The organism is Streptomyces luteogriseus (assembly GCF_014205055.1).
GTDB classification, from domain to species: Bacteria; Actinomycetota; Actinomycetes; order Streptomycetales; family Streptomycetaceae; genus Streptomyces; species Streptomyces luteogriseus.
The window spans coordinates 6863128-6876338 of the sequence record NZ_JACHMS010000001.1 but is presented as its reverse complement, the minus strand read 5'-3'; the positions used below and the strand labels follow the sequence as shown (position 1 = coordinate 6876338).

General features: G+C 71.1%; 10 protein-coding genes and 1 pseudogene. 4 read left to right on the top strand and 7 right to left on the bottom strand.

The window, feature by feature from the left end; translation table 11 throughout:
- Nucleotides 1-47 precede the first annotated feature (47 nt).
- The gene (locus BJ965_RS30625; RefSeq protein WP_184913123.1) at nt 48-1061 is read left to right on the top strand and encodes a DUF3533 domain-containing protein; all 1014 of its coding nucleotides are present in this window, start codon (nt 48-50) and stop codon (nt 1059-1061) included.
- A 293-nt stretch (nt 1062-1354) separates the two neighbouring features.
- On the opposite strand, the gene BJ965_RS30620 is transcribed toward BJ965_RS30625, so the two are convergent.
- From BJ965_RS30620 to BJ965_RS30605, 4 genes and pseudogenes are all read right to left on the bottom strand, one after another.
- Entirely contained in the window at nt 1355-2437 is a 1083-nt protein-coding gene (locus BJ965_RS30620; protein ID WP_184913121.1) for a S1 family peptidase, read from the bottom strand.
- Between the two features lie 394 nt (nt 2438-2831).
- Nucleotides 2832-3737, bottom strand: coding sequence for a S1 family peptidase (locus BJ965_RS30615; protein WP_184913118.1), 906 nt, complete (start codon nt 3735-3737; stop codon nt 2832-2834).
- Nucleotides 3738-3965: 228 nt separating this feature from the next.
- Nucleotides 3966-4786, bottom strand: a pseudogene (locus tag BJ965_RS30610) (DUF1684 domain-containing protein).
- A gap of 78 nt (nt 4787-4864) precedes the next feature.
- Nucleotides 4865-6070 carry a DUF5685 family protein gene (locus BJ965_RS30605; protein ID WP_184913116.1) on the bottom strand — a complete coding sequence of 402 codons (1206 nt, stop codon included), beginning with the start codon at nt 6068-6070 and terminating at the stop codon, nt 4865-4867.
- Nucleotides 6071-6420: 350 nt separating this feature from the next.
- Here BJ965_RS30605 and BJ965_RS30600 point away from each other — a divergent pair, with 350 nt between their 5' ends.
- Nucleotides 6421-6861 (top strand): cell division protein SepF, encoded by a 441-nt coding sequence (locus tag BJ965_RS30600; protein ID WP_030850887.1) that lies wholly within the window; start codon nt 6421-6423, stop codon nt 6859-6861.
- 50 nt (nt 6862-6911) lie between these two features.
- Here the strand turns inward: BJ965_RS30600 and BJ965_RS30595 are convergent, their stop codons facing one another.
- Entirely contained in the window at nt 6912-8102 is a 1191-nt protein-coding gene (locus BJ965_RS30595) for an acyl-CoA dehydrogenase family protein (protein ID WP_184913114.1), read from the bottom strand.
- Nucleotides 8103-8569: 467 nt separating this feature from the next.
- Complete coding sequence (locus BJ965_RS30590) at nt 8570-10171, bottom strand: MFS transporter (protein WP_184913112.1); 1602 nt, start codon at nt 10169-10171, stop codon at nt 8570-8572.
- A gap of 263 nt (nt 10172-10434) precedes the next feature.
- Here BJ965_RS30590 and BJ965_RS30585 point away from each other — a divergent pair, with 263 nt between their 5' ends.
- Nucleotides 10435-11640 (top strand): mannosyltransferase family protein, encoded by a 1206-nt coding sequence (locus BJ965_RS30585; protein WP_184913110.1) that lies wholly within the window; start codon nt 10435-10437, stop codon nt 11638-11640.
- A gap of 227 nt (nt 11641-11867) precedes the next feature.
- A complete protein-coding gene (locus BJ965_RS30580) occupies nt 11868-12863 on the top strand; it encodes a phosphatase PAP2 family protein (protein WP_184913108.1) in 996 nt (331 codons plus the stop codon).
- Nucleotides 12864-12938: 75 nt separating this feature from the next.
- On the opposite strand, the gene BJ965_RS30575 is transcribed toward BJ965_RS30580, so the two are convergent.
- Nucleotides 12939-13154 carry a hypothetical protein gene (locus BJ965_RS30575; RefSeq protein WP_030850901.1) on the bottom strand — a complete coding sequence of 72 codons (216 nt, stop codon included), beginning with the start codon at nt 13152-13154 and terminating at the stop codon, nt 12939-12941.
- Nucleotides 13155-13211 lie beyond the last annotated feature (57 nt).

Sequence of the window (13211 nt, the reverse complement as noted above, 5' to 3'; positions counted from 1 at the left end):
CCCGCCCCACCTGCGGAAACACCCCAGAACCCCCGACCGTGGAGGGCATGCCGCACAGCTCGTTCCTCGCCGAGGTGAGAGACGCCGTCACCCCGCGGGCCACCCTGCTCATCGTCGGCGTGATCGCGCTCCAGCTGCTGTTCATCGCCTCGTACGTGGGAGCGCTGCACGACCCGAAACCCAAGGACGTGCCCTTCGGTCTCGTCGCCCCCCAGGCCGCGGCCGCACAGGCGGTCACCCGACTCGAACGCCTCCCCGGCTCCCCCCTGGACCCCCGCGCCCTGCCCGACGAGGCAACGGCCCGGACCCAGCTCACCCAGCGGGACATCGACGCGGCCCTGATCATCGACCCCCGGGGCAGGACCGACACCCTCCTGGTCGCCTCCGGCAGCGGCAGGGTCCTCTCCACCACGCTGACGGCCCTCGTCACCACCCTGGAGAAGTCCGAACGGCGCACGATCCGGACGATCGACGTGATCCCGTCCGCCTCCCACGACCCCAACGGACTCTCGTCCTTCTACCTGGTGATCGGCTGGTGCGTGGGCGGCTATCTGGGCGCCGCGGCCCTGGCCATCAGCGCCGGGGCGAAACCCTCCAACCCCACCCGCGCCGCGATCCGCCTGGCGGTCATGGCCCTTGTCGCGATCGCCGGCGGTCTCGGCGGAGCCCTCATCACCGGCCCGATCCTGGACGCCCTGCCGGGCAGCACCGCCGCCCTCTGGGGCCTGGGCACCCTGATCATCTTCGCCGTGGGCGCGGCCACCCTCGCCCTCCAGGGCGTCTTCGGCACGATCGGCATCGGCCTGGTCATCCTGCTGGTGGTCATCCTCGGCAACCCCAGCGCGGGCGGCGCCCTCCCCCCACCCCTCCTCCCGCCCTTCTGGAAGGCGATCGGCCCGGCCCTGCCCCCCGGCGCCGGCACCTGGTCGGCACGCTCCATCGCCTACTTCGACAACAACGCGATGACCGGTCCCCTCCTCGTACTGGCGGCATGGGCAGCGGCGGGAACGGCGATCACCATGGCGGCGGCCAGGGTGCGAAAGCGCACAAACACGACGTAACTCAGCCAACGACGACCCGCACCCGCGTACGGCGAGAAGGGGTCGTGCCGGGGGGTGTCCGCCCGCAGCGGTTGGCGCGTCACCGGGGAGTCAGTCGGCGTCCGACCTCATCGCGCCGTTCCGAGGACGGACACCCCCCGGCGCGGCCCCGACCCACACCCCACGGTCAGGCGAAACGAACGCGCACCCCCACCCGGCGCCAGACGAAGCAAACGCGCACCCACACACAGCCCGCCTCACACAGCGGAAAGCCCCACCCCTCACAAGGGGCGGGGCTCCACAAACTCCGAGCGTCAGCCGATCTCGGTCCCGGTCGCCGACAGCGCCTCGGTCACCGGCTGGAAGAACGTCTCCCCGCCCGAGGTGCAGTCACCGCTGCCACCGGACGTGAGCCCGACCGCCTTGTCGCCCGAGAACAGCGACCCGCCACTGTCACCCGGCTCCGCGCACACGTCGGTCTGGATCAGCCCGTTCACGATGTCGCCGTTGCCGTAGTTCACGGTGGCGTCCAGGCCGGTGACCTTGCCCTCGTGCACCTGCGTGGTCGACCCGCTCCGGGTGACCGCCATGCCGACGGTCGCGTCCGCCGCACCCGAGATCTTCTGGGTGGACCCGTTGTACAGGTTCACCTCACTCGGGTGAGCAACCTCCGCGGTGTACTTGACCAGCCCGTAGTCGTTGTCCGGGAACTGGGAGTCCGCGTTGGTGCCGATCTCCTTGCCGCTGGAGTCCGACCACGTGGAGATGCCCTCGGTGCAGTGCCCGGCGGTCAGGAAGAACGGCTCGCCGCCCTTGACCACGTTGAAGCCCAGCGAGCAGCGCCCGCTGCCACCGGTGATCGCGTCGCCACCGGCGATGAAGGGCTTGTACTCCCCCTTCGACCGCTTGAGTTCGGCCTTCGCGCCGAGCCCGTCCACGACCTTCGTCAGCGTCGCCCACTCGGCCTTGGAGACCGTGCGGTCGGCGGTCACGACGACCTTGTTCGTCGTCGGGTCGGTCACCCAGGCGGTGCCCGGGATGGTCGCGTCCTGCTTCAGCGTGCTGCGGGCGCTCTTGAGCTCGGCGAGGGAGTTCGCCACGACTCTCGCCTTGGCGCCGGCCTTCTCGACGGCCTGCACGGCGGCCTCGTCGAGCACGTTCACCACGAGGCTCTTGCTCTTGGTGTCGTAGTAGGTCCCGGCCGCGTCGCCGCCCAGGTCCTCGGCCAGCGTCGAGGCGAGCTTTCCGGCCGCCGTGACCGACAGGGTCCGGGGTGCGGACGCCTCAGGGCTCTCACTGGCGTTCGCGGTCTGGAACGTCACTCCCGCGGCGACCAGTGCGGCGATGCCCGCACCTGCCACGGCTGCACGCCGCTTGGGTATGCGTCGGTGCTTCAACTTCTGTCCTCCTGTGGGGGGTCGGCGCGAGAGGTTGTGGGGACCTCAGGGGCCGGAAGGCTTCGTTGACGAGCGACCACTATTCCGAGGACAACGGGGAGCACACAAGGGTGAGTTCGAGACGCGCGTAGACAGCGCTTCGCACGCCCTCCCATATTGACCGTCCACGATCAAATCGGACCCAACTCCCGCGCGTTCACACTGCAAACATTACGCGCGAGTAATGTGTGCCCACTCTGTGAGGTCTACACGTGGCTGAAATTCGCCCCCCCTGACGGCCGGTTCGAAGGGACGCCACCCGCAGCCCAAAACCCCGCGACCAGTACGAAGCCCCCGCACGCGATGCGTGCGGGGGCCATGAACCGTGAAAGTGCCGCGAACTGCCGCCGGGGGCCTAGTAGACGCTGACGCCGTAGGCGCTCAGGGCCTCCGTGACGGGCTGGAAGAACGTCGTACCACCGGAGGAGCAGTTGCCGCTGCCGCCGGAGGTCAGACCGTACGCCGTGCCGTTGCTGCCGTAGAGCGAACCACCGGAGTCACCGGGCTCGGCGCAGACGGTGGTCTGGATCAGGCCGGAGACGATGTCCCCGCCGCCGTAGTTGACGGTGGCGTTCAGGGCCGTGACACGGCCGCTGTGCGTACCGGTCGTGGAGCCGTCGCGGATGACGGTGGTGCCCACGCTCGGGGTGGCCGCGCGCGTGATGTCCACGCCGTTCGCGGTACCGGGACGGCTGACGGACCCGCTGTAGCGCACGAGGCCGTAGTCGTTGCCCGGGAAGCTGGAGCCGGCGGTCGAGCCGATGACCGTGGTGCGGCCGGAGTTGGAGTACCAGGTGCCCGCGCCGTCGGTGCAGTGACCGGCGGTCAGGAAGTACTCGGTGCCGTTGCTGGCACGGACGTTGAAGCCGAGGGAGCAGCGCCAGCTACTCGCATAGATGGCGTCGCCGCCCTGGATGAGCTTGTTGAACTTGCCGGGGGTGCGCTTGATCGTGAGCGCGTCGGCGTTGGCGCCGGCCTGCTGCTTGATCTTCGCTATCTCGGCTTGCGTGACCGTGCTGTCCACGGTCAGGAGCACCCGGTTGTTCTTGCCGTCGACGGCCCAGGCGGTGCCCGGGATGTCGGCCTTCATCAAGGAACCGCTGGCGCTCTTGAGCTCAGCGGCGCTGAAGGTGGTGGGGGTGTCGGAAGCGTTCGCGCTGGGGATCGCGATCGCTGCGGCGGCAACGAGGCCGGTGGAAACGGCGATCAGCCGGGTCCGTCTCGAAATGCCACTGCGAGGGGTGGTGCGCTTGATCCTCACTTTTCGTTCCTCCACAAAGGAAGTCGGGGGCCCTCGTGGGGTTTCGGGCCCGTGAGGCGCAGCCTGGGACCGGCTGTCCGGATTCCGAACACGCCGTGCCCCTGACAAGCGCTGAGGGGGAGTATTCGGCCGAACGGCCGGTCGGCGCAAGAGTGCCTTTCGGACTTCAACCTTTGACGGTTCTTTACGAAGCGGCTCCTGGCCGGCTCCCGTACCCCCGCCCCACCGTCACGAAGGCGTGCGCTCCCCCGCCGCCACCTCGACGTCCAGCGTGTTCCCCGGTGGCGGGAAGGGACAGACGAAGTGATCGGCGAAGGCGCACGGCGTGCAGCAGCGCGCGGTTGAAGTCCACCGTCGTAAGCCCGTCGGCGTCCGGCGCGGCGGGGCGCAGGAACCGGAAGCGGTAACTGCCCCTCCCACTGGTGGCGTCGGCGAACACGGCCCACAGCGAGCCGTCGTCCTGGAGCGACACCTGAAGGCTCAGCTCCCGCCCTTCCAGTGCGAAGGCCAGTTCCCCGCCGAGCCCGAGCCCGAGCCCGCGCTCCCGCCCGTCGGCGTTCGCCACCCGGACCGTACGCCCGGTGCCGTAGGGCGTGAAACGCCCCGGCACCGCCCAGCGCTGGTCGTACAGCGTGACACGCAGTCCCCCGAACGCCCGGCGTGCGGAGGATTCCGGGTCGAAGTCCCGCACGCCCCACGCCCCTTCACGCACCAGCACGACCAGCCGCCGCTCCCCGTACGCCACCCGGGCCGCGCTCGCGGGCCCCGGGTCTGCCGCGAGCCGCACCTCGCCGCCGAAGGACTGCCCGTCCACGGTGAGACCGTCCGCCTCGGCGGCGGTCAGCACGACCGCGTCGCCGCCGGCCCGCCAGGACCCGGGGATGCCCGGAAGTCGACCGTCCGGATAGTCCTCGAGCCTGGGGGTGCCCCAGGCCGTTCAAGCACTGGGGGAGGGTGCCGATGAGCGCGAGCGGTCCGCACGGCGCCGACACCGCCGCGACGCGCCGCTCGTGCCACCGCTGCCAGTCCCCGGAAGCGTCCGTCGTCATACGGGCGACCCTGCCGCACCGGGCGGGCCTGCCGTCACAGGGTCGGCAGCCGCAGGCGGGTCAGCCGTCGCAAACGGGTCAGCCGTCGCAGGGACAGCAGCAGTCGCACCCGTCGCAGTCACAGTCCCGGCAGACGCCCTCGCGCTTCTTGCGGGACCACGGCCCCTCGTACTCCTTGGCGCAGCACAGCTTGCAGGTGCAGCACAGCAGCCAGAACATCCCGCAGCCGGCCCAGAACCCACGCCGGCGGGGCGGCTGAGGTGCCGGAGCTCCCCCGCCGAAACCGCCTCCACCGAAACCGCCGCCGAATCCGTCACCGCCGTAGGCCCCGCCCCCACCGGCGTACGGATTCCCGCCACCGCCCGCGTACGGGTGCTGCGGGGAGCCGTAGGGGCCCTGGGGCTGCTGCCCGTAAGGCCCCTGCGACTGCTGCCCGTGCGGTCCCTGGTGCCCGTGGGGCCCACCGCCCTGGTGGGAGGCGCACACCGGCACCGTGCCGAACGTCCGGTCGACCGAGCGCCGCAGTTCATGCACGAACAGCAGATGCACGAGCCGCGCATCGGTGAACTCGGCGTCGCGCAGTGCGAGCCGCACGCCGTGCACCGCGTCGTCGGCGAGCCGCCGGACCTCCATCAGGGAGGTGCCGGTCGTGGCGATCGGGTTCCAGGCGCCTGACGCGGCATCGGTGTGCAGGTCCTCCACGGCGTCCAGCAGGTGCGCGAGCCGCCCGAAGAGCCGCCCTGCCTCGGCGAGCGGCCCGGCGTTCTGCGGCCGGCCGGCGAGGACCGCGGTGTGCGCGAAGGCCGCGGCGGTCGCGGTCTCGGTCGGCTCGGTGACCGTGAGGAGCGGCGTCCCGGGCCCGGCCAGCGCCTCGATTCCGGCCTGCCGGTCCACGGCGTCGACCAGGAGCGTGGTGTCGAATCCCACAGCGGTGCCGGTCCGGGCACCGGCTGTGTCCCAGCTCATGGCGACCCGGCGCGCGGCCCGCGCCACCGATTTGCGGGCCAACAGTCCGTCACCGTCGGTGACGTGGTCGCGCACCTTCGCCGAGGCCAGCACCAGGGACACGGCCGCCGCGAGCCGGGCTCCCTCGCCGTGCGCGACGGAGGCGGTGCGCATGCCGCGCAGCGCGCACGGCCCGGCCGTACGCCGGCCGCTTCCGTCGCTCTCCGCCTGAGCCTCCGTCAAAACAGAGACCAGAAGCCCGTCGTAATTCGTGACGATCCGGGCGAACTGCCCGTGGTCACCGCGCAGCGCGAGGCAGAGCCCGCACAAATGCGCCATCCACTGGCTTGTGAGCTTCTCTCCGAGCCGGTGCCTACAGGGCCTGACGATTCCGAACACAACGCTCCCCCGGGCTTCGTGACGACGCTGAGCTGCGGCATCGTATCGGCCCGCCCATTCACCCGTACGCCCCGGCCGTCACCCGTACGCCGAGAAGAATCATATTTCACTCACAGTCAGCAGCCGTTTGGGAAACGGCCCTTGGGACACACGGACTCTCGACGGATTCGCTGTGCACCAGTACCGTCACAAACCCCCCGTGCGGCGTCTATCCACTTGGCGCGCCATCCGCATCATGGACGACCATAGGGATGCGGAAAGCAGAAAGACCGCTGTGAGAGGAGGCGTCCATGGGATCGGTACGCAAGGCAAGTGCCTGGCTTGGCCTCGTCGACGACAACGAAGACGAGCGTTACTACGACGACGACGACTACTCCGACGGAAACGAGCCCGGGGAGGCCTGGGTCACCGATCCGCGCGTCAAGGTGGCCTCGGACGTCGCCGAGGAGAAGGGCCGCCGCATCGGCACGGTGACCCCGGACAGCTTCCGGGACGCGCGCGCCATCGGCGAGCTGTTCCGCGAGGGCGTGCCGGTCATCATGAACCTCACGGCCATGGAGGCCTCCGACGCCAAGCGCGTGGTCGACTTCGCGGCCGGGCTGATCTTCGGCCTGCGCGGTTCGATCGAGAGAGTGTCGACGCGCGTGTTCCTGCTGACCCCCGCCAACACGGAGATCGTCAACGGCGATCCGGCCGGGCACCGCACGGACGGCTTCTTCAACCAGAGCTGAGGCAGGGCCGCTCACCGGCCCTGCCCCCGCGCAGGGTTGACCGGACCGGCCTACCGAAAGGCATCGAGTCCGGTGAGCGCCTTGCCCAGCACGAGCTGGTGCATCTCGACGGTGCCCTCATAGGTGAGCACCGACTCGAGGTTGGTCGCGTGCCGCATCACGGGGTACTCGAGCGAGATCCCGTTGGCACCGAGAATGGTCCGGGCCGTGCGGCAGATCTCGATCGCTTCCCGGACGTTGTTGAGCTTGCCGAAGCTGACCTGCTCGGGACGCAGGCGGCCGGCGTCCATACGCCGCCCCAGATGATGGGCGAGCAGAATCCCCTTGTGCAGTTCGACCGCCATGTCGGCGAGTTTGGCCTGGGTGAGCTGGAAGCCGCCGATGGGCCGCCCGAACTGCTCCCGCGACTTCGCGTAGTCGAGCGCGGCCTCGAAACTGCTGCGAGCCGCGCCCATGGCGCCCCAGACGATTCCGTACCGGGCGTGGGACAGGCAGCTGAGGGGTCCGCGCAGACCGGTGACCTCCGGGAGGACGGCGTCGGCGGGCAGCCGCACGTCGTCGAGCACGAGCTCGCTGGTGACGGAGGCCCTGAGGGACCACTTGTGCTTGATCTCGGGAGCGGAGAAGCCGCGGCTCTCGGTGGGCACCGCGAATCCGCGGATCCCGTCCTCGGTCTGCGCCCACACGACGGCGACGCCCGCGACCGACCCGTTGGTGATCCACATCTTGCGGCCGTTGAGGATCCAGTCGGAGCCGTCGCGCTTGGCATGGGTCCGCATGGCGGCGGGGTCGGAGCCGTGGTCGGGCTCGGTGAGCCCGAAGCAGCCGATGACCTCACCGGCGGCCATGCGGGGCAGCCACTGCCGCTTCTGCTCCTCGCTGCCGAAGCGGTGGATCGCGTACATCGCGAGGGATCCCTGCACCGAGACGAGGGAACGGATGCCGGAGTCGGCGGCCTCCAGTTCCAGGCAGGCGAGCCCGTACTGCACGGCGGACGCGCCGGCACAGCCGTATCCGTCCAGGGACATGCCGAGGGCGCCGATGCCGCCGAGCTCCTTGGCCAGCTCCCGGATCCCCGGCAGCTCCCCCTTCTCGTACCACTCGGCGACGTACGGCAGCACCCGGTCCGCGGCCCAGGCCCGCACGGTGTCCCTGATCCCGAGATCCTCCGGCTCCAGCAGGTCGTCCAGGCCGAGGGGATCGACGGGATCGAAGGGAGGCAGCTTGGACGAACCGGACATGATCGACACCCTCCGAGACTCTTAACTAGCACCGCTAACCAAGACGCTACGACGTCCGCCCGCCCACGCACCACCCGTAGCCGCCGACTGAGAGCGGAACTCGCCAGTGGTCCCCACCACACGACGGGCGTCTGCGAGCCGCGGGTCAGGAAAGAGCAGCGGGTGAGGGATGCGGCTCAGCCCGACGACGGGGACCGAGTGCGGCGCCGAGCACCGAGCACCGAGCACCGGACCCCGGGTGACAGTGGCGCGCCGGACGCGGGATGCCCATCACAGCCCGGTGCGGGCGACGAGCAGGGCGATGTCCTCGCTCGCAGGGGCTGGAAGTACGTGCAGCACCTTCCTCCCTCGCGCGCAGCCCAGCCCGGCCCCGCCTCCCCGGTTGCAGTCCACGGCGCGGCACCCCCACGGGCGGCCCCGGCCTCTCGGTCGGCGGTCACGGGTGGCGCGTGGGTGGGGAAGGAAAGTCAGACCGAGACGCGTGACTCCGCCGCGTCCCTGGGGGCAGGAAGTTCCACCGCTCCCGGCTCACACTGCATGGCCCGCGGCAATCGCAACGCCATCACCGCCCCGAGCAGCAGCAACCCCGCGCTCACCAGCAACGTCACATGCAGCCCGTGCACGAACGCGTCCCGGGCGGCATGCCGCAGAGCGGCACCGGCAGACCCGCCCAGCTGCGCGGCGACCTCGTACGCCTCCCCCAGCGAATGCCCCGCCGAGGAGGACGCCGACGCCGGAACCCCGGGCACCCCGGACAGCCTCGGCGCGTACGCCGCGTTCATCACCGTGCCGAGCAGCGCGATGCCGATCCCCGCTCCGAGCTGGTACGACGTCTCCCCGATCGCCGCCGCCCCGCCGGCCTGCTCCTGCGGCGCCTCGCTCAGCATCGACTCGTACGCTCCGAAGAGCGTGGTCTCCAGCCCGAAGCCGAGCAGCACGAACCCGCTCACCATCAGCGCGCAGTCGTCGGTCCGGCCCAGCGCCGTCAGCAGCACCACCGCGAACGCCGTGAGGCAGAACCCGGCGCACACCATCCGCCGCGGCCCGAACCGCCGCAGCATCCGCGCCCCGGCCAGCCCGGCGGCCATCGCCGCGAACGTCAGCGGCAGCAGGCGCAGCCCGGTCTCCAGCGGCGACAGTCCGAGCACCAGCTGCAGGTACTGCGCCGCGATCAGCTCCAGACCCACCAGCGCGAGCATCGCCAGCACGATGCACCCGACGGACGTGCTGAACGCCGGCCGCGCGAACATCTTGAGGTCCACCAGCGGATACGTCCGCCGCCGCTGCCGCCGTACGAAGCCGGCCAGCAGCGCGGCGCCCACCACCAGCGACGGCACGGTGAGCAGGCTGCCCAGCGACTCCCCGCTGCCGAGCCGCTTCACGCCCAGCACGACACCGAACAGCCCGGCCGCCGCCATCAGCGCACCGACCACGTCCCAGGGGCCCCTGCCGTCGCCCTTCGACTCGGGCAGCAGCAGCCGTCCCACCGGAAGGCTGACCAGCATCAACGGAATGTTGACGAGGAACACCGAGCCCCACCAGAAGTGCTCCAGCAGGAAGCCGCCGAGCAGCGGTCCGACCGCCGCGCCGACCGCGGCCACGGCGCTCCAGATGCCGATCGCGAGCGCCCGCTCACGCCGCTCGGGGAAGACCTGCCGCAGGATCGAAAGGGTCGCGGGCATGATCATCGCGCCGCCCACGCCGAGCAGCGCCCGCGCCGCGATCAGCACCTGGGCGCTGTCGGCCAGGGCCGCGAGACCGGAGGCGACGCCGAACAGCGCGTAGCCGAGGAGCAGGACTCTTCGGCGGCCGATGCGGTCGCCCAGCGTGCCGAACAGGATCAGCAGCGAGGCGCAGACCAGTGGGTAGACGTCGACGATCCAGAGCAGCTCGATCCCGCCGGGCCTGAGGTCCTCGGTGACGGCGGGGACCGCCACGTGCAGCACGGTGGCGTCGACGGCGACCAGCAGCAGGCTGACGCAGAGGACGACGAGAACCACCCAGCGGTTGGCACCGGCCCCGGCCGCCCGACGGCGCAGCGCAGCGGCGGCCGTGGTCGTCCCGGACATGTACGTACCTCCCAGATGTTCCCTCGCGATCGGCGGGCTCACGGGGTGGGGGACGCCCCCGCGACTCGGCCGGAGAGGAGCGGTGGTCCCCGGCCCGCGCAAACGAAAAGCGAGTGACACGTCAGAGTACGCGAGTCCTCGACGGAGACCAGTGGCGGACCTCTCACACCTGCGGCGGAACGATGTGGCGTGGGCCACTTCCTCCCACCTCGTCCACGCCCCGGCCGGCCGGGTGGTTCCGGCCCGGGTCGATAATCGGGCGCGTGACCGATCTTGAGACGCGCGCGGCTCCGACCCGCGCCGGGGCGCTGCGCCGGGCGGCCCCGGCGCTCGCCGGATACGTGGCCGTGCGCGCCTTGGGCCTGCTGGCCCTCTTCCTGTGGAGCGCGGCGCGGGACAAGAGCGCGTACACGTTGCTGACCGCCCGCTGGGACGCGCTCTGGTACGTCAGGGTCGCCGAGCTCGGCTATGGCTACGAGGTGCGGCTGGCGAACGGTGACGTGCACTCGAACCTGGCGTTCTTCCCGCTGCTGCCCTGGCTGGAGCGGCTGGTGGCGGCGGTGTCGCCGCTGTCGTACGCGGACGGCGGGTTCCTCGTCAGCCTGGTCTCCTCGCTCGCCGCGGCCTGGGGGATCTTCGCGGTGGCGGACCATGTGTACGGCCGCCGGGCCGGGGTGTGCGCGGTGCTGCTGTGGGCCATCCTGCCGGTCGGGATCGTGCAGTCGATGGCGTACAGCGAGTCCCTGTTCACGGCGCTCGCGGCGTGGTCGCTGTACGCGGTACTGACCGGCCGCTGGGTGACGGCGGGCACGCTGGCCCTGTTCGCGGGACTGACCCGTCCGGTGGGACTGGCCGTGGTGGCGGCGGTGTGGGTGGCGGCGATCGCCTCCTTCGCACGGGACGGGCGTGCGGCGGGCCCGGACGCCCCGGACACCCCGCCCGGCTCCGGTGCCTTGGCCGGCCCCCGGGTCGTGACCCGGCGCGTCCTCGGCATGGTCCTGGCCCCCCTCGGCGCCGTCGGCTACGTGCTCTGGGTCGGGCACCACACCGGCAAGGGCCCGCTGGGGTATCTGGACGTCCAGGCCGGCTGGCGCAACGGTTTCGACGGCGGCTGGGCCTTCGCCCGGTTCGTCGCCGACAAGTTCACGTCGTTCCCGGCGGCTCTGGCCGGTGTGGGGCTGATCGTCGGGGTCGCGTCAGTCGTCTGGCTGTATGTGACCGGAGTACGTCAGCGCCAGCCGCTGCCGCTGCTGGTCTACACCGGGGTCGTGACCGCGCTGGCCCTGTGCGCGTCGAGTTACTTCGGCTCGAAACCACGTCTGCTGCTGCCCGCCTTCCCGCTGCTGCTGCCTCTCGCGCTCGCTCTGGCCAAGGCGCGTATGCGCAGGTCAGCGGCGGTGCTCGGGGCCGTCGCGGTGGCCTCGGCGGTGTACGGGGCGTTCTGGCTGAACGGCTCCGGCCCGCCCTGACCCGCTGTGAGCGCAGGGGGAATTCCATGCCATGCCCCGGTGAACGAATTCAAAAGCGCAATAAAACCCGCATCCGGAATGATCAAAGGAATTGAAGGCCGCAGCGGCCGACGATTACAGATTCGCTGGAAATAAACCCCCTCCTGAGAGGAATCCCACATCACATCGTCATCACAAAGCCGTTGATTCGCCTGGGATCTGAGCTCACTCGCTGTAACGTCGATTGGGTGCGTACCGAACCGAAGCTCACCCGTCTGGACCGGGTGTTCGCCCGGCTGGACCGTGAGCCGGAACGACCGGCCCACATCGATGTGCCGAAGATGAGCAGGCACCGCATCGTGCTCTTCGCGGCGACCCTGGTCTTCTACGGCGCGATCGTGTGGGCCGTGGTGATCACGTCCTGGCTGGTCCGGCTCGACTGGCAGGTCATGTTCTTCCGCCCGTACCAGCAGTGGTCGGAGATCCACTGGTTCGTCGACTACTACGTAGTCCTCGGCCAGCGCGGCCCGACCGCCGTGATGGTCGCGGCCTGGCTGGGCTGGCGCTCCTGGCGGCAGCACACCCTGCGGCCGCTGCTCGCGCTCGGCGTCTCGCTGCTGCTGCTGAACATCACGGTCGGCGCCGCCAAGTACGGCATGGGGCGCCTGGGACCGCACTACGCGACCACGATCGGCTCGAACGAGATGTGGCTCGGCGGCGATATATTTCCGAGCGGTCACACCGCGAATGCCGTGGTGACGTGGGGGATCCTGGCCTACCTGGCGTCCAGCGCGAGAGCACAGCGCTGGCTGTCCGCCGTGTCCGCGGTGACCTCGCTCGGCGTCGGCATGGCCACCGTCTACCTCGGTACGCACTGGCTGAGCGATGTGCTCCTCGGCTGGACCGCCGGTCTGCTGATCCTGCTCGGCCTGCCGTGGTTCGAGCCGCTGATCGCCCGTGCCGAGGACGCGATCTTCGACCTGCGCGACCGCCTGCGGGCCCGCAGGCGCCGCACCCCGGCCGAACCGGCCGACGCGCCGCCCGTACTGGTCACGCCCGTGCCGGCCGACCGTGAGGACGTCGCCGCCCGCTCGCCCCGGGCGCCGGTCTACCTGGCCCCGGGCCCCCACACCACCCGCTCGGAGCGCACGCCGATCACCCCGGCCGGCAGCCGCCGCCCGCCGCACCCGGAGCGCCACCCGCGCGGCTCGGCCCCGTCCGCCCGGCCCGTGACGGGCGGCTGACCCGGGACGGCGCGCACCCCGTCCGGTACGCCGAAGGCCCCGGTTCCGCGGTGGAACCGGGGCCTTCGCCGGGTCTCAGCCCTTCCAGGCCCGCGCCACCCGGCCGCCCTTGACCTCGAAGTTCAGCCGGCCCACGCGGTACTCCATCGTGATGATCGCCCCCGACGGCAGCGCGCGCACCGTCGGCCAGCCGCGCTCGCGCGCGAGGTGTTCGGCCCGGCCGGCCTCCAGGCCGACATAGGTGTCCGGGCTGTCGTCGGGTTCCGCGGGAGGTGTCGGAGTCGGTGCCATGCCGCCACGCTATGTCCTGACCGGCGACCGCGGAAGTCCGGGGCCCCGGCCGTCACT

Bases quoted from the DNA above. Each gene is read 5' to 3' on its own strand.
- BJ965_RS30595 (WP_184913114.1), bottom strand. From the start codon at position 8,102: ATGTCCGGTTCGTCCAAGCTGCCTCCCTTCGATCCCGTCGATCCCCTC.
- BJ965_RS30605 (WP_184913116.1), bottom strand. From the start codon at position 6,070: ATGGCGCATTTGTGCGGGCTCTGCCTCGCGCTGCGCGGTGACCACGGG.
- BJ965_RS30575 (WP_030850901.1), bottom strand. From the start codon at position 13,154: ATGGCACCGACTCCGACACCTCCCGCGGAACCCGACGACAGCCCGGAC.
- BJ965_RS30590 (WP_184913112.1), bottom strand. From the start codon at position 10,171: ATGTCCGGGACGACCACGGCCGCCGCTGCGCTGCGCCGTCGGGCGGCC.
- BJ965_RS30600 (WP_030850887.1), top strand. From the start codon at position 6,421: ATGGGATCGGTACGCAAGGCAAGTGCCTGGCTTGGCCTCGTCGACGAC.
- BJ965_RS30625 (WP_184913123.1), top strand. From the start codon at position 48: ATGCCGCACAGCTCGTTCCTCGCCGAGGTGAGAGACGCCGTCACCCCG.